Below are 18,140 nucleotides of genomic sequence, written 5' to 3' on the forward strand. Positions count from 1 at the left end.
CGGGCGAAGACGAAGGGCCCGCGGGCTGCATCCAAAGAGGGGTCCCCGCCGGTAGTAACGGTGTAAGCAAATCACTGCCCGGATCCGGGCAACTCAATGAGGAGTTTTGAAATGCGCAAAACCGTTTATGCCGCCAGCGCCCTCTCGATGCTGGCCGCGCTCACGTTCGCTGCCCCGGCCCAGGCCGGCGGGAAGCACGACGACGGCGGGCACCACAGCGACGACGCCCTCCTGTCCGTCCTCCACGGCGTACCCGGCCTCACGGTGGATGTCTGGGTGGACGGCAAGCTCGCCCTGGACAACTTCAAACCCGGAACCCTGGCGGGCCCGCTCAAGCTCGACGAAGGCCGCTACAAGATCGCCGTCACGGCCTCGGACGCCACCAGCGCCGACAACCCGGTGATCGGTCCGGTCAAGGTCAATCTCAAGGAGGGCCGGAATTACACCGCGGTGGCACATCTGGATGCCTCCGGGGAGCCCACCGCAACCCTCTTCAAGAACGACACCTCGGCCAGCCCCCGGGGCGAAGGCAAGCTGACCGTCCGGCACGTGGCCGCGGCGCCCGCCGTCGACGTCCTTGCCGGCGACACCGCGGTCATCGAGGACCTGGAGAACCCCGATCAGGAGGTGCTGACCCTGGAGGCCGGAACGGTCTCCGCCTCGGTTGCAGCGGCCGGCACCACCAAACCCCTGATCGGGCCGGCGGATGTTCCGGTGACTAAGGGCAAGAACACGATTGTCTATGCCTGGGGCAGCCTGGACGACGACACCCTGGGCGTGGCCGTCCAGGTGGTCGACTCGGCCAAGTGGGGCGGCCGCGACCACTAGGCCGGCGGCCCGGCCTGAGGGACTGACTTGACGGCAGCGCACCTTCCACATGGGATGCGCTGCCGGTCAGGCCTACACCGATCCCGCCCTTGGACGTAGGGCCGATGGACCCGGAGGGCCTCCTGCCCGGACTGCTAGCGTGGAAGTGCTGATTGGCCCGGCACCGCCGGGTGAGGCCGGTTGCACCGGAAGGATCCACCATGCTCTCAGACACGTCACTTCCCGTCATCAAGGCAACGCTGCCTGTGGTGGGCGAGCACATCGAAGAGATCGCCAAGCGCTTCTACAAACACATGTTCGACGCGAGGCCGGACCTCCTGGATGGACTTTTCAACCGGGGAAACCAGGCGGACGGCCGCCAGCAGCAGGCCCTCGCCGGTTCCATCGCGGCGTTCGCCGGGCTGCTCGTGGACAACGTGGACCAGGTTCCGGACCATCTCCTCTCGCGGGTGGCCCACAAGCACGTCTCGCTGGGGCTGAGCCCGGACCAGTACCAGGTTGTCCACGACCACCTGATGTGGGCCATCGTGGATGTGCTGGGGGAGGCCGTCACGCCGGAGGTCGCCGCGGCCTGGGACGAGGTCTACTGGCTGATGGCGAACATGCTCATCAACAAGGAACGCGGGCTGTACAACGCGGTGCACCTGACCCCGGACACGATCTGGCGGACCTGGCGGGTGGCCGAGCGGATCCAGGAGACGGACGACGTGGTCCGGTTCGTCGTCGAGCGGGTTGATGAGCGCGAGGTCAAGCCGTCCCTGCCGGGGCAGTACGTCACGATCAAGATGCGCATGCATGACGGCGTCCACCAGCCCAGGCAGTACAGCCTGACAAAGGCCGACGACGGGCAGCACCGTCAGTTCGCGGTCAAGCGGGTCCGCGGACTCGGGACCCCCGACGGCGAGATGTCCACCCTGCTGCATGACGAGGTCAGGGTGGGCGACGAGGTGGTGCTCTCGGCGCCCTTCGGCGATGTGGTGATGGAGTACACGGACCGGCCCCTGGTCCTGGCCAGCGCGGGGATCGGGATCACCCCGATGGCCGGCATGCTCTCGCACCTCGTCAAGTCCGGCTCCCAGCGGCAGGTGATAGTGCTGCATGCGGACGACAGCGAGGCGTCCTTCCCGCTCCGGGGGCAGGTCCGGGAGGATTTGGCCGCGTTGCCGGACGGGACGTTGAAGTCGTGGTTCCTGAACACCACAGTGGGCGGGGCGGCGTCCGGATCCGAGTTCTCGGGCTTTATGGACGTGAGTGCCGTGGAACTCCCCGACGACGCCGAGTACTATCTCTGCGGTCCGCTTCCGTTCCTAAAGTCTGTCCGGAGCGCACTGGTGGCCAGCGGCGTACCGGCCAAAGACATCCAATACGAGGTGTTCGGCCCGGACCTCTGGCTGGCTGACTTCCAGTAGCGCCGGGCAGTCAGTTGACTGCCCGGCGCCGTGAGGCCGCCAGCTTAGTGCCGCCCAGCAGGACAACGCCCAACAGGACCGCGCCACCGGCCAGGCCCGCTAACGGCAGGAGTGAACCCGCGCCGGTGTTCGGCAGTTGGTCGGAGCCCGCAGGAAGCACGGAGGAAGCGGCGGAATCGGCTGCCGGAGCAGCGGGCTGTGGCGGGACATTGGGCTCTACCGATGCAGCGGGCTCTGCCGGGACACTGGGGTCCACCGGGACACTGACGGGCGCGTCGATGGTGAACGCCACCAGCCGCGGGTCCGAGGAGACGCCGTCGACGGCTTGGGTGACGGAAAGCGTGTGTGCCCCGGGGGCGAGGCTCTCCGGGAACGGCACGCTCCACCGGCCGCCGGCAGCGCCGCGGGTTCCGGCCCGCGTGGCACCAACGGAGACCCCGTCGATCAGCACTGCGACGTCGGCGCCGTCGACACCTGTTCCGGCGATCGTCCCGGGCAGCGTGTCCTGGCTGAGGTGCGAGCCGTCTGCGAGAGACGATACGGACGGGGCGCCGGGGGCGAGGGTGAAGTTCGCCGTGGCGGAGGGGCTGTCCACGGCGCCGGGCATCGTCTGCACGGCGCGCACGGAGAGCCTGCCGGGAGCAGCACCCTCGGCGGGAATGCTCCAATGCCCGTCGGGCCCGACATCCGCGGTGCCGTCAATATCGCCGGTGAGCCGTACCTTCAGCCCGGGTGTTCCGGTGCCTTCGATGCCGGTGATTTTCTTCAGCGCCTCCCCCTCGGCCGGGCTGGTGATCACCGGTGCGGCCAGTTCCGAGACCGTGAAGTCCAGGGACGCCGCGCCCGAGCGGCTGAATCCATTGACTGTCTCCGCGGCCAGCGTGAGCGGGCCGGTGGTCTCGGGTGCGGGGTAGGTCCAGGTGCCGGCAGCGTCAACCGGCACCTCCACCGGCGCCTGGTTGCCCGCGGAGATGCGCACTTTCGAGTTGGCGGCCACGGCCGATGCAGGTGCGGCCGGCACCCGGCCCCTGATGGGTTGGCCCGCCGTGAAGGTCAGATTCTCCGGTGCCACGAGCTCGGGTTTGTTCAGGAACAGCTGGAGTTCGACGGCGGTGGGGAACCTTGTGAGGGCGTCCTCGAGGGTCGTGGCAATGGCGTAGTTATCGCCGGACGTCTCGCCTGCCGAATGCGTGCCCACGGCGAAGTTGCCGCTGATCCAGGGTCCGCCGGAGTCTCCGCCGCTGGACTGGACATCATTGGAGAGGAAGCCCTTGAAGGCGCGGAGGTCCGCCGGGTCTGTTGTTCGACCGCCCACGACGTAGATGCCGGTTTCGTCCACCTGCCCGCAGGACCAGCCCGTCGTCCGTCCGGAGCGGCACACCTCCTGGCCTTGGAACGGGGCAACCATGCCGATGATTTTCACGGCCGAGGGTCCCGGGTTCGCGGCGCTGGCCCAGGTGCTCGCTGCCGCCTGGACGCTGAGTCCGCCGTCGAGCGCCTCGATGACGGCGATGTCGGTGCCCACGTTGCCGGGGGCTTCTTCGGTGCCCGTGATCCAGGAGTTGAGCGGCCCGCCGAACTGGCTGAATCCGAATGTGCCCAGCGGGGCCAAGATGCCGGGCAGGGGGGCCGAACCACCCGCCGTGGCCGACGTCGGGGGTTCAATCTCGGCGACCCGTGCCGTGCCGTCTTCGGCGCAGTGCCCCGCCGTCAGTACTACCGGCAGTCCCGCCGCGCTGAACGCGCCAAACCCCGTCGAACAGATAGTCATCCGGTCAATGACATAGCCTTCCCCGCCGTAAACGTCCGCTTCGGTTGTCACCGGCGACCCCTGTTCCAGCCGGACGTTGGCGTAGCGCGCAACAAAGTCCGCCGGGGATATCTTCCCGGGCGCCGCGTCGGTTGTGGACGGTGCGGCCTGCGGGTCCAGGACGGCGGGCAGCGCGGCTTCGGCCGCATTTGTCCCGCCCGTGCGGATGATGAAGCGTCCTCCGGAGTAAGCCACGGCCTGAAGACCCGCGGGCCCCACCTCGCGGACGTAAGCCTGAAACAGCTGCTCGGTGCTGGACGACACCAGCTCGGCAGCGGAGAGGACACTCGCGGGAACCGCTGAGGGAACAACCGCTGAGGGAACACTCGAGGGTTCCGTCGAAGGTTCTGCAGACAGTTCAGCCGAGGGTGCCGCGAGCACGAACGCGGCCGCGGTTCCGGCGTCGTTGAGGTCATTCACCCGGGCCTGAAGCCCGGCGCCGCTGCCTTCGACGAGGATCTCGCCGTCGCGCAGGCTGATCCCCACGTAACCGGGCAGCCCGCGGAGGGATGGAACGGCATCGGCTGCGGTCTTTGCCAGCTGACCTGCTGCGTTGAACTCCTCGAGCGTCATGCCCAGGTCCCGCTGGACGGCCTCCGCGAGGCCGGCGTCGCTGACTTCCGGGGCGACCCCGGGAGTGGCTCCGGAACCTGTCGACGGAGCCGTGGCGCCGGTCGCCGACGGCGAGACTGCAGGCGTCGCTGCGGGAGCTGCATCCGATCCGCCCGCTTCGGCGAGCGCAGGAACAGCGTAGAACGAACCCGCGAGCGCGAGGGCAGCTGCCGCCACCGTCCGCACTGTCAGCTGAAACCTGGGAGTCTTCACCCGGTTACTCTAGCGCCCCAATTTCGCCAGAACGGCAGTCACCTCGGCGTCCGTTACGCCATTGTGGCGCAAAAATTCGAGGGCTTTCACGCTGCGCACGAACCGGAGCAGGCTTTCCAGCCGCGATTCGAGCAGGGGCGCCAGCTCGTCCTCAGGCAGATAGCGCTCATGCGGATGCGGCACTCCGGACACCCGGTGGTGTTCGTTGATGCCCCGCACGGCATGCTCGTAGCCGATGGCGATGGCGCTTTCGCCCGCGCCGGCGAGGTCCTGGAGCATGGCTGCGATCATCCCGCTGCGGTCCCGGCCGGCCGAGCAATGGATCACGACGCCCCCGCGCGCCTCCGCCACGGCTTTGAAGACCGCAGCGACCTTCTCGGGGAAGATCCGGGCATTGTCCGCGTACGACGCCGGATGGTTGAGGTAGGGATCGCAGAGTTCGCGGAACTCACTGTTGCCGGGGTCTTCAGTGGGGGCGTGCACGACGTCGAACGCGGCCAGCGTCTCCACGCTCACCCGGGGATCGGTAGCGCGGCGCCGGATCTCGTCCGGGTTGCGGAGATCAATCACCGTCCGGATACCGCCGTCGTATGCCTGCTGCCAGCCGGATTCGGTAAGCCATTCGCGCCGCCCCATCCGGAACACCTCGCCGGCAATATGCCAGGCGTTGACCGCCCCGTCCCATTTCATGGCTCCGGGCGCGGCCATCCCTTGGGAACGGCCGACTGGCGCGTCAGGAATCGTCATTCTGAAAGTCAAGCACACCCCCCGGTGTCGATCCACGGGCAGGTTTCACGCAAGATTTCCACAACGGGACTTTGGATATGGTGCGGGTTCACGCGTCCGCGTAGGGTGGCGGTGAACCCGGTAGCCCCCGGGCTCTTCAGCCCGCCGGCCGCCACAGACGCCTCGTCACGGCACGGGGCGCTGTACCAGCGTGCTATTGAGGGGAACCACCATGGGAACTCTGAATCTTCGACGCCGCCGCACGGCTTTGCTGGCCGGTCTCGCCACGCTTGCCATGGCACTCGGACTGGCCGCAGCCCCGGCCCAGGCCGTGAACAAGACCAAGTACATCGCCCTCGGGGACTCCTACGCCGCGGGCCAGGGAGCGGGTCCCTATCTGGATGCTTGCTACCGCAGTGAGAACGCCTACGCCGAACTCGCCGCTGCGTCCAGGACCATCAAGCTGGTCACGAACGCGGCCTGCAGCGGCAAGACGACCAGGGACGTCATGAGCACCCAGTTGCGGCAGCTGAACAAGAGCACTGAGCTCGTGACCATCACCGCCGGGGGCAACAATCTCGGGTTCGGGGACATCGTCACGAAGTGCGTCACCGCCATGTACGATCCCACCGCGGCCCCCGGCTGTTACAAAGCCAGCAGTGACGCGACGGCCATGATCGCCAGCGGACAACTCGCCGGCGACGTGATCGCGATGATTCAGAGCGTGCAGGCCGCCGCGCCCAACGCCAAGGTTGTGGTGACCGGCTACCCCTACCTCTACGATCCGGTCGCGCCCGGCCGGACCGATCCGACGTCGCTGTTCATCTACCATGCCACTGATCTGGCTGACGGTCTCAACGGATCCATCGCCGCTGCCGCTTGGAAGACCAAAGTAGATTTTGTCGACGTCCGGGGAGCTTTCGCCGGCCACGGCATCAACTCGACGTCCAACGACCCGTGGATCAACTTCGACCTTGCTAACCCGGGCAGTCCCGACAACTTCCACCCGAATGCCAAAGGCTATGCGGCGTACTTCGAAACACTGAGCGAAGTCGACGCCTACTCGGCACCCTAGCCCCGTTTGGCCAGCCTGGATTCGAGGGCATTGCGGACCATGGGCCACTCGTGTTCCAGGATGGAATACACGACGGTGTCCCGCAGCGCGCCATCGCTGCTGCGCGTGTGGCTACGGAGCACACCGTCCTGCTTGGCGCCCAGCCGCGCGATCGCCTCGCGGGACTGGTGGTTGAGCCAGTGCGTGCGGAACTCGACGGCGGGGCAGCCCAGCGTTTCGAACGCGTGCCGCAGCAGCAGAAGCTTGGAATCCGGGTTGCTGCCGCTGCCATGGGCAGACGCCGCGTTCCAAGTGGAGCCGATCTCCACCCGGGGCGTGGCGGCGTCGATATTCATGTAGGTGGTCATGCCGATGACCCGGCCCGGTTCGCCGCTGGCGGGATCAAGCAGCCGCGTGGTGAACGGCAGCATGGAACCCCTGCGCTGCAAGGCCAGACGTCGCTCGATCTCGGCGGCCATCTGCTCAGGTGCGGGCACGCTGGTGTACCAGAGCTTCCAGAGTTCGCCATCTTGGGCTGCCTCGACCAGGCCGTCGTGGTGGTCCGGACTCAGCGGCTCCAGGACGACGTTTTTCCCGCTCAGGGTGATGGGGTTGATCGAAGTCACGGCACCATCCTAAGGGCGCCCGCTTCTGCGGTTGCGATACGACCCCCGGTGACTAACGACGATGTTCTGGCTACGCTGTTGCCGTGATAACCATAGAACGCTCGGTCCGCTCGTCCCTTGATGCCAAAACGGCGTTTGACTACCTGTCGGCATTTGAACACACGCCGGAATGGGATCCCGGGACCCCCGTCGTCAACAAATTATCCGCCGGCCCGGTTGCCGTGGGCCACGAATACCATGCCGAAGCCGAGTTCCGCGGCAAGCGCCAGGCACTGACCTACAAAGTGCTGGAACTGAGCTCCCGGCATATCAAGCTGCGCGGGGAGAACAAGTCCGTCGTTTCGGTGGACACGATCGAGGTGACGCCGGCGGATGCCGGTTGCCTCGTCAAGTACACGGCCGAATTCACCCTCAAGGGGTTGCTCAAGGTCGCCGAACCATTTATGAAACCGGCCTTCCAGTCCCTGGCAGACCCCGCGATGGCCGGAATCCAGAAAGCCCTCGACTCACGGGCGTCGCAGTAGCGGACCGGCCGGGACAGGAGCATACCGTGACATCCCAGAATCCGGATCCGCTGGAGAACAACCTCACCGGTTTGGAGCCGGGCGGCGGCGTGCCTCCCGGTGAGACACCGCCGGCGGAGGGGACCTCGACGGGACCGCAGGGGCCGCGACTCCGGGAGGACCGGGGCTTCGTCCAATACCTCTGGATCGTGATGATCGCCCTGGTGGTCCTTTTGGTGCTTCTCTTTTTTGTCGGTTACATCGTTGGGATCCTGAACTAGTCGGTCCAGTCGAAGAACCCTTTGCCGGTCTTGCGTCCGAGCTCGCCGCGGGCCACCTTGTCGCGCAGGATCTGCGGCGGGGCGAAGCGCTCGCCCAGTGTGGAGGCGAGGTATTCGGCAATACCGAGCCGGACGTCCAGTCCCACGATGTCCGTGGTCCGCAAGGGGCCGGTGGGGTGCTTGTAGCCCAGCACCATGGCGTTGTCGATGTCCTCGGCGGACGCCACTCCTTCTTCGACCATGCGCATCGCTTCGAGGGCAATCGCGACCCCCAGCCGTGAGGACGCGAAACCGGGCGCGTCATTGACGACGACGGCGGTCTTGCCCAGCGCTTCGACCCAGCCACGGGCCGCCTGGGCCAGCGGCTCCGAGGTCTGTTCGCCGAGCACCACTTCGATCAGGGTGGACGCCGGCACCGGGTTGAAGAAGTGCAGGCCGAGGAAGTTCTGCGGGCGCCGCAGCTCACGGGCCAGCGCGTTGACGGAGATCGAGGACGTGTTGGAGGCGAGGTAGGCGTCGGCGGCGAGGCGTTCCTCGATCCCCCTCAGGGACACGACTTTCAGGTCCCAGTCTTCGGGAACGGCCTCGATGACCAGCTGGCGGTCCTTGAAGTCGTCGTAGTCCACGGTCACTGAGAGCCGCGACACCATCTCGTCCAGGTTGCCGTCCGTGGCGCCGCGCTCGATGCTTTTGGCCGCCGCTGATTCCACCCGCTCGCGGGCAGCCTCCGCGGACTGTTCGTCACGCTCGACGACGAGGACGTTGGCGCCGTTGATCAGGAAGGCGTGGGCGATGCCGGCGCCCATCCGGCCCCCGCCGAGAACCCCGACGAAGTCGGGGAGGGCACTGTCGGGGAGGGCACTGTTGGGGAGGCCGCCGTCGGGAAGGTTCGCGGGGCTTGCTGAGTTGCTCATCTTCAGTTCTTCTTCCGGTCTGGATCCTGGTCGGACGTGTCGGCTGGCTTCCTGGCGGATTTCCTATCGGATTTCTTATCCAGGAAAGCCTGCATGCGGTCGAACTTGGCCTGGGACTCAAAGAGGATCCCCTGCGCCAGCTGGTCGATCAGCGGGTGCGCCTCGGCGGGCGCGTGGAACACCGACTTAGTGATCCGGACCGCGAGGGGATCCTGGGCGGCAATCCTGTCGGCCAGGGCGTGGGCCGCCGCCATCAGCTCGGGCGCCTCGTGGATCTCGGTGATGAGGTTGACCGCGAGCGCCCGTTCGGCCCGCAGCACAGTACCGGCCAGCAGGATTTCCTTGGCCACGGGCTCCCCCACCAGCTCTTTCAGCCGCCAGCTCGCGCCGGCAGCGGCGAGAATCCCCAGGCCCGTCTCCGGGTTGCCGATCCGCACGGACGGGGTGCCGATCCGGAAGTCCGCGGCGTACGCCAGTTCGGCGCCGCCGCCCAGGCAGAAGCCGTCCAGGGCCGCGATAACAGGCATCGGGAGCTTGGCGATCCGCACAAAAATGGTGGAGTTGATGCCCTGCAGGGCATCATCGCGGCGGCGTTCGCGGAGCTGTCCGATGTCCGCGCCGGACGCGAAGACACCTTCCGTGCCCGCGATGATCAGCACCTTCGGGGTCTGCTCCAGCGCGGCGCAGACGGCGTGCAGCTCGTCGACCATCTGCTGGTCGATGGCGTTGCGGACCTCGGGCCTGTTGAGGAGCACCACCAGCCGGTCCTCGCGTTCGTCGATCAGCAGCGTACTGAAATCCTTCGGGTTGAGACCCGTCGCAGCGGCCGCCACTACACGCGCTCCAGCAGCATCGCAGTGCCTTGGCCCACGCCGATGCACATCGTGGCGAGGCCGATCCTGGCATCCTCGCGCTCCATCCGGCCCAGCAGGGTGATAGCGATCCGCGACCCGGACGAACCCAGCGGGTGGCCCAGGCTGATGGCGCCGCCGTCGCGGTTCACGATCTCGGGGTCCAGCCCAAGCCGGCGCATGCTGGCGAGGGACTGCGTGGCGAAGGCCTCGTTGAGTTCGACGGCGCCGAGGTCGCCGACGCCAAGACCGGTCCGGGCGAGCACCTTTTGGGTGGCCGGGACGGGCCCGATGCCCATGATCTCAGGCTCGCAGCCAGCGGAGGCGCCGTCGATGATCCGGGCGCGCGGGGTGAGCCCGAGCCGCTCGATGGCGGCTTCGGACGCGACGATGATCGCTGAGGCGCCGTCGTTAAGGGTGGAGGAGTTTCCTGCCGTGACCACGGACCCGCCGGCGACGACGGGGCGGAGGCCCGAGAGGACGTCCATCGTGGTGCCGGCGCGGGGGCCTTCATCGGTGTCGACGACGGTTTCCCCCTTGCGGGTCTTGACGGTGACCGGGACGATCTCGCCGGCGAAGCGGCCGGCGGCGATGGCCGCGAGGGAACGTTCGTGGGAGCGGACGGCGAAGGCGTCGGCGTCCTCGCGGGTGATTCCGTCCATGCGGGCGACTTCCTCGGCCGTCTCCGGCATGGAGTAGGTCATCTTGCCGCCGCGGGAGAGTTCGCCCTTCTGGAACAGCGGGTTCGCGAAGCGCCAGCCAATGGACGTGTCGAAGATCTGTCCGGGCTTCGCGAAGGCGGCCTGCGGCTTCTCCTGGACCCAGGGGGCACGGCTCATGGATTCGACGCCGCCGGCGATCACGATGTCCGCGGCTCCGGATTTGATCATCTGGCTGGCCATGATGATGGCGCTCAGGCCGGAGGCGCAGAGCCGGTTCACGGTGATGCCGGGAATGTGCAGCGGGAGACCGGCCAGGATGGTGGCCATGCGGGCGACGTTGCGGTTTTCCTCGCCTGCGCCGTTGGCATTGCCCATGATGACTTCGTCGATGCGGTCCGGATCCAGTCCGGCCCGCGCCACGGCCGCGCGGATCACCAGGGCGGCCAGGTCATCGGGGCGGACCGCGGAGAGCGCCCCGCCGTAGCGGCCCACCGCAGTGCGGGCACCGCCTACGAGAAATGCCTGTGGTCCTGCTGCTGCTGATGCCATGGGTACACCCTTCACGCGATAAACGTCTCTGTCATCGAATCTGTCATCGAGCGAACTCTTTTCGGCGGCGGCCTCCACGGCCAACCGTCAGCGCGCCAATTTACCGACCGTTCGTTCTATAAAGATTACACGGCACGGCAAGGGGGTCAATCAGGCCTCCGCCGGATTACGCGACCACGACGCCGAGATGGCTCGCCATCAGCGGGGCAAGCAGGCCGAGCTGGTAGTCATCGATCACCAGGCCCGCGAGGCTCCCCAGGCCGCTGATGACGCGGAAATCTGTGCCGCGGATGTCAAAGTCCTTAAGCCTGGCGCCCGCGACGTCGAGTGTGCCGATGGTGCAGTTCTTCAGCGCCACCCGTGTTGCCGTGCAGGAACCCAGGTCCAGTTCACTGATGATGCAGTCGCTGATCTGGACGTCCGTGAGCTTGGCTCCGCGCAGATTCACGTAGTCGAGTTTGCCGCCCTCGATCCGCACGGACTGCCAGGCGCTCTCGTAGAGTTCCGCGGAACCCCAGCGCGGGTTCCCGATCTCGACGTCGCGCAGCGTGCTCCGGGCCGCCGTGAACACGGGGGCGTACATCTCAGCCAGGATGCAGTCGCGGAAACTGGTGCCGCGCAGCTGGGTCTCATTGAAGGACACGCCCTGGAAGTCGCACTCGGCGAAGTCGGCACCGGCGAGTTCCCGGCCGTCGGCCGATGCCCTGCTGAACCGGACGCCGTCGTACCTCGCCCCCGGCTGGAAGTCCGGAGCCGGGTCGTCCTGGAGCTCTTCGAGCCGGACGGGGCTGAGCCGCGGCGCGGTTATCTTTGGCGCTTTGGACGCGGTGCCCCGTGCCATTAGAGCGACTCGGCCTTGGCCGCGATTTCTGCCAGGTCCTTGGCGAGGGCCTTGCGGGTGATGCGCATGCCCAGCCTTCCGAAGAGCGCCATCGCCAGTTTGCTCATCCGGGAGGGATTGATCAGGTCGGCGCCGAAGGTCATTGTGAGGTCCGTGCCGCCGTCGCGATCAGCCAGCGTCATGCGTGAGGTGTAGTCGGCCCCGCCCTGCAGCGCTTTCACCGTGGTGCTCCGGGGAGGGCTCGCCTGGGACACCCACATTTCCACGGTTTCCGACCTGCCCATCATGGTGCGGGTTTCCTTCCAGCGCGTGCCCTCGCCGTAGGGGCCGTCGCTCAGCATCTGGATCGAGTCGATGCCGGACACGGTTGCGGCCGAACCAGGAATGTCGGAAATGACCGCCCACACTTTGTCCGCCGGTGCGTTGACGTGCTGGGTCAGGCTGAGTTTGTGCTCCATGCCATTGAGCCTAGCCCGGCTCCCCCGCGGATTTCATCCCTCGCAACCTGATACCCCCTTGAATTAGTAAGCATGCTTTGTGTTATTCTGAAAAGACGTTGAATTTCAACCGGAAACGAAAGGTGTTCACACCATGGGTATCGGAGACAAGATTCAGAACGAAGCAGAGCACCTCGGCGGCAAGGCCAAGGAAGCTGCTGGCAACGCCACCAACAACGACGAACTGCGCGCCGAGGGCCAGAAGGACCAGGTAGTCGCGGACGCCAAGAAGGTCGGCGAGAACGCCAAGGACGCTTTCAAGCGGGACTAGTCCTGACGCAAGACGGCGGCGCCGGACATTCCTTTGGGGGATGTCCGTCGCCGCTTTTTTGTGGGCAGGGTTCTTGGCTGCGCGGGCCGGCCTTTTTTGCAGGCGCCCGGCCCCACCGATTCGCCACAAACGGCCGCTAACCCACCCCGGATAGCGGCCATTCTCGTCCAATGGGCGCATCGTCGGCGTAGCCGCGAACAGCACGGGCCGAGACCCGGGCTCAAGCGCCCCCACGCCCTGCACGGCGTCACCGGCCTAAACAAACGACGGCGGCCCCCTCACCGGAGGACCGCCGTCGTCTGCGTTGCTTCTTGCCCTGAACGGTTAGTTGAAGAGCGCGTTCTTGGGTTCGTTGTTCTTGACCTTGTGCCAGCCGAGCCACAGCAGCAGCGCGAAGAATGGGATGGTCGCAAGGGTCCAGAGGCCCAGGTGGAACACGTCACCGCTCTTGCTGGTCATGGTGTCGAAGCCGATCAGCACCGTGATGGCCAGCAGCGCAACGAGGCCCGCCCAGCTGGTCCAGGTTCCGCCGGGCGCGGGCAGGGACGACACCTTGCCCTTGGTCTTGCGCAGCGCGATCTGGCTGGCGAAGATGGCGCCCCAGGTGAAGATCACGCCGATCGACGCGGAGTTCAGCGCAAGGTCGAAGGCGTACGAGCCGCCGAGCCAGATGTTGAGCAGGATGCCGACGAGGTACACGCCGCCGATGGCCAGAATGGCGGCATACGGCACGTGGCTCTTGGACATCTTGGTCAGCCACTCCGGAGCATGTCCATTGTTGGCCATGGTGCGGAAGATTCGGCCGATCGAGTACAGGCCGGAGTTGCAGGAGGACAGCGCGGCGGTGATGACAATCATGTTCATAACGTCGCCCATCCAGGGAAGACCCATCTGGCCGAACACCGTGACGAACGGCGACGTGCCGGCCACGTACTGGTCCGAGGGCAGCAGCATGGCCAGGAGGGTCACGGAACCGACGTAGAACACCACGATGCGGAAGACGACCGCGCGGATGGCCTTGGGCACTTCCTTGGCCGGGTCCTGCATTTCGCCGGCGGTGATGCCGACGAGCTCAATTCCGTTGTAGGCAAAGATCACGGCGTTCAGGACCAGGATCATGACCAGCGCACCCTTGGGGAACATCCCGCCTTCGGCTGCGAAGAGGTTGTTGACCGAGGCGTTGCCGTCGCCCACCTGGGCGTTGGTGATGACCATAAAGGTGCCCACGGCCAGGAAGATGAGGATGGCGCCCACCTTCAGGCAGGAAGCCCAGAACTCGAATTCACCGAACGCCTTGACGCTCAGGAGGTTGACGCCCACCAGCAGCAGCAGCGCTGCGATGGCGGTCAGTTCCACCGGCACGTTGGGGAAGAAGAACTGGAAGTACAGTCCGATGGCGATCAGTTCGGCGATCCCGGTCATGGCCCAGTTGATGAAGTACATCCAGCCGGACACATACGCGCCCTTCTTGCCGAACATTTCGCCGGCATAGCTGACGAACGAGCCCGACGTCTGGCGGTACATGATCAGCTCGCCCAAGGCGCGCATCAGCAGGTAGGCGATGACGCCGGCAATGGCGTACGAGAAGATCAGCGCGGGACCCGTGGAGGCCAGGCGTCCGCCGGCACCCATGAAGAGGCCGACGCCGATTGCGCCGCCCATGGCGATCATGGTGACCTGCCGGCCGCTCAGGGACTTTTTGTAGCCCTCGGCGCTGAGAGTCGAGTCGACGACGGCGGATTGCGCCGTCGGGCTCTTAAGTTCTGTGGGGGTAGTTGATGGCACAGCTGTTTCCTTGTAGGTCGAGGTATGGCCGGGACAGGACCGTGGATTCACGTACACAAAATTCGGGCCCAAGCCCCCGGAAGGGACCAAGGCGTGTACCGAACCTCACAAGTGTCGAAGCTCGCGCGGCTCATCCATCGTACTAGCATTCAGGACCCCGGCGTGACCCGGGCTACATCCCAGGCCGCCCGCGAACCGCAGTAATAGCGATGTTTTGACGCAAAAGCGCTGGTCAGGGCGTTGCTTCCATTACTCTGAGCATGCCGGTGAGGGATTTTCCTGGCCGGGGCGCCTGCACCGTCACTGCAGGCCGTGGCAGTAACGCCGTGATTCAGGGGGGAACATGAAACAGAGAGCGCTACTGCCTGCAGTGCTGCTTCTCGTATTGGCGGGGTGTTCGAGCGGCGGTTCCGGCCCGGCCGGACCCAGCGAGAGCCGCGCAGCAGCAACGCCAGCAGCATCAGCACCACAAACATCAGCATCTCCGGCGCCGGGTACCTCCGAGCCCGCCGATGTTTCCACGTCGCTGAACGCACCCGACGCCTTGCAGCAGCACGTCTGCACCGCAACAGCCGACGGGTCGTGGTCCTTCAAGGGGACCCTCGTCAACAACAGCGACAAGAACAAAGTGTTTTCCGTGGCAATCGGGGTCACCGCGGGCCCGGCGGTGGCAGGGCACACGCTCATCACCAAAACAGTTCCCGCCGGCCAGTCGGCTGACATAGCCGCGGCGAACTTCGCCAAGACCAAAGACAGCAACGGTACCTGCACGCCAGTCGTCTCCGTAGAGGATGCCCCATGAAAAAGAAGCTGCTTCTCATCACGGCGGTGATCGTCGGGCTGACGGCCGGGCCGCTGACGGTCGGGCCGGCCTTCGCCGATGACGCAACGGTTGCTCCGACGCCAACCACCCTGGCGGCCACGCCAACCGGAACGCCGACGCCGACCGGGACCGCCCCGGTCCCCGCCGTACCGGCTCCGGAAGGCACTGCCACTGCGACTGCAACAGCAACGGCGAAACCCACCGCGGAGCAGACACTGCCCCTGGTCGAACCAACGCCGACGCCGAGCCCGACGGAAGAGCCGACGCCTCCGGCCTTCGTCGTCCAAGGACCCTTCGAGGCGAAGTGGACTTCACTGAAGGGTGCCGCCGGCCCCCTCGGTGAACCGACCGCCAACCAGGTCTGCTCACTCGGCGTCTGCAGCCAGGCGTTCGAAGGCGGATCCATTTTCTGGACCTCGGCAACGGGGGCGCACCCGGTCCTGCGGACCGAGGGACACACCGGCCCCCGCTGGCATGCCAAGGGCGGCCTGGCGCTTTACGGCCATCCCGTCACGGATGAGACTGCCGTGTCCGGCGGAACGCTCCAGAAGTTCTCCAGCGGCCGCGTGGTGGCATGGACCGGAACGAAGTTTCTGGAATTCTCCGCCCGAAGCGGCATCGGGAGCCGTTGGGTCGCCGCCGGCGGCGAGGCAGTCCTTGGCCTCCCCGTCGCTGCCGAGGCCTGTGGGCTGAAGGCATCCGGATGCTTCCAGCAGTTCGACAAGGGCCAGATCTACTGGGCACCGGGAATCGGCGGCCACGTCGTCTGGGGCGGGATTTTGGGCCGCTGGAAGGCAGGCGGAGCGCAGAACAGTGTGCTGGGTTACCCGGTAACGGAAGAAACCTGCGGCCTGACTGCCAGTGGCTGCGTGCAGCGCTTCCAAGGTGGCAGCATCTTCTGGTCGCCCGCCACGGGCCCGCACGTGGCCCGCGGCGCCATCGGAAGCCGGTATTCCGCCGTCGGATCGTCGCGAAGTATGCTGGGCTACCCGCTCGCCAGCGAGACCTGCGGACAAGCCGCCAGTGGCTGCGTGCAGCGTTTCCAGGGCGGACGCATCTACTGGTCGCCCACCACGGGTGCCTGGATTTCCGGCCGTGGGATCGACAGCAAGTTCATCTCAGCCGGCGGCCCCGGTGGCTCGCTGGGGTACCCCATCGCGAGCGAGCGTTGCGTTGGCAGCGCCTGCGTGCAGTCCTACCAGCGCGGGGAAATCACCTGGTCCCGCTCCGCCGGGACCAGGGTCTATGGCATGTCTGAATGCCACAAGCTCAACAACGGCCAGTCCAAGTACCCTACGCACGGCGCGAACCGTGTCCTCCTCACCTGGACCTCGGGCTACGGAGTGTCCCACGCGACCAACCTGTACTGCATGAACGTCGCCGGAGCTTATGTGCCGGACTGGCGGACTGACGGCTACGTCGGTGCCTCAGGTTTCAAGCCGCCGGGCGTCCCGTCCGGTCCCACCCGGAACCTGTACTCCCCCACCGGCTCGTATTCCGTGACGGAAGCCTTCGGTCTGGGCAACCCGGGCACGAAGCTTCCTTACCGCACGCTGAACCCCCGTTCGCGGTGGGGCGGTAACCCTTGGACGGCGACGTACAACAAGTACCACGAGTCGTCCTCCTGGGTGGGCTATGACGAGAACATGTGGTGGTTCGCGAGCGGCGGCTACTACCGCCAGGGCGCAGTCATCAACTACAACCGGCCCAACATCGTCCAGGACGCCGGCTTCGCCATTTTCCTGCACATGAACAAGGTGCCGACAGCCGGATGCATCTCGCTCGATGACTGGGCCGTGGTGGACTACCTCCGCAAGTCCACCCCGGGCGACCGGATCATCATGGGTACGTACGGGTCCCTGTTCCGTTAGATCTGGAACAGGTCCGTTAGATCCAGAGCAGTTCCGTTAGATCCTGAGCACTTGCAATCCCAATAGCTAACGCCCGGCGCCCTCGGCCCGGGCGTTAGCCGTATCCGGGGCCCGTCGCCGGACGCGGCCCGGGCCGCATCAGGCGGCGAGCGCTGCCACTTTCCGGCGCCGGGCCATCGCCAGCCGGGTGCCGATCAGCCCCTGCCGCGGGCTGAACAGATAGACGACGGCGAACGCGGCCCCCTGCGTCAGGACCACCATGGCGCCCGAGGCGGTGTCCAGGTAGTAGCTGAGATAGATCCCGGCGATGGAACACACTGCGGAGATGACCGGGGCGATCACGAGCATGCGGGAGAACCGGTCCGTCAACAGGTACGCCGTGGCTCCGGGAATGATCAGCATGGCCACCACCAGCACCACGCCCACGGTCTGCAGCGCCACCACGGAGGTCAGCGCCAGCAGGCCCAGCAACAGGGCACCGAGGCGTTTCGGGGACAGCCCTATTGCATGGGCGTGCGTGGGGTCAAAGGCGTACAACGTGAGGTCACGCCGCTTGAGAATCAGAATGGCAAAGGCGACGACTCCCAGCACCAGAACCTGGATGAGGTCGGGAACGCTGACGCCGAGCAGATTTCCGAAAATGATGTGGTTGAGGTCTGTCTGGCTCGGCGTGACCGAGATGAGCACCAGGCCCAGGGCGAACAGCGACGTGAACACGATCCCGATCGCCGCGTCTTCCTTCACCCGGCTGGTGTTGCGGACCACCCCGATCAGGGTTACGGCGATGAGGGCGAACACGAGCGCTCCCAGCGCGAACGGGGCACCGACGATGTAGGCGAGCACAACCCCGGGCAGCACGGCGTGGGAGACTGCGTCCCCCATCAGCGACCAGCCGATCAGCACCAGCCAGCAGCTCAGCACGGCGCAGACGATGGCCGCGAGCGCCGTGGTGACGATGGCGCGGACCATGAAGTCATAACTCAGCGGTTCCAGCAGGAGGTCAAAGAGGTCCAT

At 66.3% G+C, this 18,140-nt stretch carries 18 protein-coding genes; 8 read left to right on the top strand and 10 right to left on the bottom strand.

The genetic code is table 11. The annotated features are described in order from the left end of the window. The first annotated feature begins 111 nt into the window (after positions 1–111). The gene (locus AC6EUH_RS02725) at positions 112–828 is read left to right on the top strand and encodes a DUF4397 domain-containing protein (RefSeq protein WP_499737728.1); all 717 of its coding nucleotides are present in this window, start codon (positions 112–114) and stop codon (positions 826–828) included. Between the two features lie 200 nt (positions 829–1,028). Then, the gene (locus AC6EUH_RS02730; protein ID WP_499737729.1) at positions 1,029–2,237 is read left to right on the top strand and encodes a globin domain-containing protein; all 1,209 of its coding nucleotides are present in this window, start codon (positions 1,029–1,031) and stop codon (positions 2,235–2,237) included. 10 nt (positions 2,238–2,247) lie between these two features. Here the strand turns inward: AC6EUH_RS02730 and AC6EUH_RS02735 are convergent, their stop codons facing one another. Then, positions 2,248–4,872: a hypothetical protein gene (locus AC6EUH_RS02735; RefSeq protein WP_499737730.1), complete on the bottom strand. Its 2,625-nt coding sequence runs from the start codon at positions 4,870–4,872 to the stop codon at positions 2,248–2,250. Between the two features lie 9 nt (positions 4,873–4,881). Beyond that, positions 4,882–5,619, bottom strand: coding sequence for a tyrosine-protein phosphatase (locus tag AC6EUH_RS02740; RefSeq protein WP_499737731.1), 738 nt, complete (start codon positions 5,617–5,619; stop codon positions 4,882–4,884). A 211-nt stretch (positions 5,620–5,830) separates the two neighbouring features. On the opposite strand from AC6EUH_RS02740, the gene AC6EUH_RS02745 reads away from it, so the two are divergent. Then, positions 5,831–6,673, top strand: a complete 843-nt coding sequence (locus AC6EUH_RS02745) for an SGNH/GDSL hydrolase family protein (protein ID WP_499737732.1) — start codon at positions 5,831–5,833, stop codon at positions 6,671–6,673. Here the strand turns inward: AC6EUH_RS02745 and AC6EUH_RS02750 are convergent. Further along, positions 6,670–7,278 carry a GNAT family N-acetyltransferase gene (locus AC6EUH_RS02750; RefSeq protein WP_499737733.1) on the bottom strand — a complete coding sequence of 203 codons (609 nt, stop codon included), beginning with the start codon at positions 7,276–7,278 and terminating at the stop codon, positions 6,670–6,672. The genes AC6EUH_RS02745 and AC6EUH_RS02750 overlap by 4 nt on opposite strands. A gap of 83 nt (positions 7,279–7,361) precedes the next feature. Between AC6EUH_RS02750 and AC6EUH_RS02755 the strand changes: the two genes are divergently transcribed. After that, on the top strand, positions 7,362–7,802 hold the full coding sequence (locus AC6EUH_RS02755) for an SRPBCC family protein (RefSeq protein ID WP_056424693.1): 441 nt from the start codon (positions 7,362–7,364) through the stop codon (positions 7,800–7,802). A gap of 26 nt (positions 7,803–7,828) precedes the next feature. Continuing rightward, on the top strand, positions 7,829–8,062 hold the full coding sequence (locus AC6EUH_RS02760; RefSeq protein WP_499737734.1) for a DUF6480 family protein: 234 nt from the start codon (positions 7,829–7,831) through the stop codon (positions 8,060–8,062). On the opposite strand, the gene AC6EUH_RS02765 is transcribed toward AC6EUH_RS02760, so the two are convergent. The 5 genes from AC6EUH_RS02765 to AC6EUH_RS02785 all read right to left on the bottom strand — a co-directional run bounded on the left by AC6EUH_RS02765 (position 8,059) and on the right by AC6EUH_RS02785 (position 12,337). Next, entirely contained in the window at positions 8,059–8,976 is a 918-nt protein-coding gene (locus AC6EUH_RS02765; RefSeq protein ID WP_499737735.1) for a 3-hydroxyacyl-CoA dehydrogenase family protein, read from the bottom strand. The genes AC6EUH_RS02760 and AC6EUH_RS02765 overlap by 4 nt on opposite strands. Positions 8,977–8,978: 2 nt before the next feature. Then, complete coding sequence (locus AC6EUH_RS02770; RefSeq protein WP_499737736.1) at positions 8,979–9,809, bottom strand: enoyl-CoA hydratase/isomerase family protein; 831 nt, start codon at positions 9,807–9,809, stop codon at positions 8,979–8,981. Then, on the bottom strand, positions 9,809–11,038 hold the full coding sequence (locus AC6EUH_RS02775) for a thiolase family protein (RefSeq protein ID WP_499737737.1): 1,230 nt from the start codon (positions 11,036–11,038) through the stop codon (positions 9,809–9,811). Before AC6EUH_RS02775 ends, AC6EUH_RS02770 begins: the two co-directional genes overlap by 1 nt. Positions 11,039–11,204: 166 nt before the next feature. Beyond that, positions 11,205–11,879: a pentapeptide repeat-containing protein gene (locus AC6EUH_RS02780; protein ID WP_499737738.1), complete on the bottom strand. Its 675-nt coding sequence runs from the start codon at positions 11,877–11,879 to the stop codon at positions 11,205–11,207. After that, on the bottom strand, positions 11,879–12,337 hold the full coding sequence (locus AC6EUH_RS02785) for an SRPBCC family protein (RefSeq protein ID WP_056433575.1): 459 nt from the start codon (positions 12,335–12,337) through the stop codon (positions 11,879–11,881). The genes AC6EUH_RS02780 and AC6EUH_RS02785 overlap by 1 nt, the downstream gene beginning before the upstream one ends. 133 nt (positions 12,338–12,470) lie before the next feature. Here AC6EUH_RS02785 and AC6EUH_RS02790 point away from each other — a divergent pair, with 133 nt between their 5' ends. Next, the gene (locus AC6EUH_RS02790) at positions 12,471–12,647 is read left to right on the top strand and encodes a CsbD family protein (RefSeq protein WP_056433578.1); all 177 of its coding nucleotides are present in this window, start codon (positions 12,471–12,473) and stop codon (positions 12,645–12,647) included. A 324-nt stretch (positions 12,648–12,971) separates the two neighbouring features. Here the strand turns inward: AC6EUH_RS02790 and AC6EUH_RS02795 are convergent, their stop codons facing one another. After that, on the bottom strand, positions 12,972–14,432 hold the full coding sequence (locus tag AC6EUH_RS02795; RefSeq protein ID WP_056433581.1) for an amino acid permease: 1,461 nt from the start codon (positions 14,430–14,432) through the stop codon (positions 12,972–12,974). 370 nt (positions 14,433–14,802) lie between these two features. Between AC6EUH_RS02795 and AC6EUH_RS02800 the strand changes: the two genes are divergently transcribed. Beyond that, a complete protein-coding gene (locus tag AC6EUH_RS02800) occupies positions 14,803–15,234 on the top strand; it encodes a hypothetical protein (RefSeq protein WP_499737739.1) in 432 nt (143 codons plus the stop codon). Beyond that, positions 15,231–17,126 carry a hypothetical protein gene (locus tag AC6EUH_RS02805; RefSeq protein WP_499737740.1) on the top strand — a complete coding sequence of 632 codons (1,896 nt, stop codon included), beginning with the start codon at positions 15,231–15,233 and terminating at the stop codon, positions 17,124–17,126. Before AC6EUH_RS02800 ends, AC6EUH_RS02805 begins: the two co-directional genes overlap by 4 nt. A gap of 138 nt (positions 17,127–17,264) precedes the next feature. On the opposite strand, the gene AC6EUH_RS02810 is transcribed toward AC6EUH_RS02805, so the two are convergent. Next, on the bottom strand, positions 17,265–18,140 hold the full coding sequence (locus AC6EUH_RS02810) for a metal ABC transporter permease (RefSeq protein ID WP_056433590.1): 876 nt from the start codon (positions 18,138–18,140) through the stop codon (positions 17,265–17,267).

This window comes from Arthrobacter sp. 001422645 (genome assembly GCF_059816125.1).

Bases quoted from the DNA above. Each gene is read 5' to 3' on its own strand.
- AC6EUH_RS02785 (WP_056433575.1), bottom strand. From the start codon at position 12,337: ATGGAGCACAAACTCAGCCTGACCCAGCACGTCAACGCACCGGCGGAC.
- AC6EUH_RS02780 (WP_499737738.1), bottom strand. From the start codon at position 11,879: ATGGCACGGGGCACCGCGTCCAAAGCGCCAAAGATAACCGCGCCGCGG.
- AC6EUH_RS02725 (WP_499737728.1), top strand. From the start codon at position 112: ATGCGCAAAACCGTTTATGCCGCCAGCGCCCTCTCGATGCTGGCCGCG.
- AC6EUH_RS02765 (WP_499737735.1), bottom strand. From the start codon at position 8,976: ATGAGCAACTCAGCAAGCCCCGCGAACCTTCCCGACGGCGGCCTCCCC.
- AC6EUH_RS02730 (WP_499737729.1), top strand. From the start codon at position 1,029: ATGCTCTCAGACACGTCACTTCCCGTCATCAAGGCAACGCTGCCTGTG.
- AC6EUH_RS02810 (WP_056433590.1), bottom strand. From the start codon at position 18,140: ATGGACCTCTTTGACCTCCTGCTGGAACCGCTGAGTTATGACTTCATG.
- AC6EUH_RS02775 (WP_499737737.1), bottom strand. From the start codon at position 11,038: ATGGCATCAGCAGCAGCAGGACCACAGGCATTTCTCGTAGGCGGTGCC.
- AC6EUH_RS02740 (WP_499737731.1), bottom strand. From the start codon at position 5,619: ATGACGATTCCTGACGCGCCAGTCGGCCGTTCCCAAGGGATGGCCGCG.
- AC6EUH_RS02790 (WP_056433578.1), top strand. From the start codon at position 12,471: ATGGGTATCGGAGACAAGATTCAGAACGAAGCAGAGCACCTCGGCGGC.
- AC6EUH_RS02805 (WP_499737740.1), top strand. From the start codon at position 15,231: ATGAAAAAGAAGCTGCTTCTCATCACGGCGGTGATCGTCGGGCTGACG.
- AC6EUH_RS02745 (WP_499737732.1), top strand. From the start codon at position 5,831: ATGGGAACTCTGAATCTTCGACGCCGCCGCACGGCTTTGCTGGCCGGT.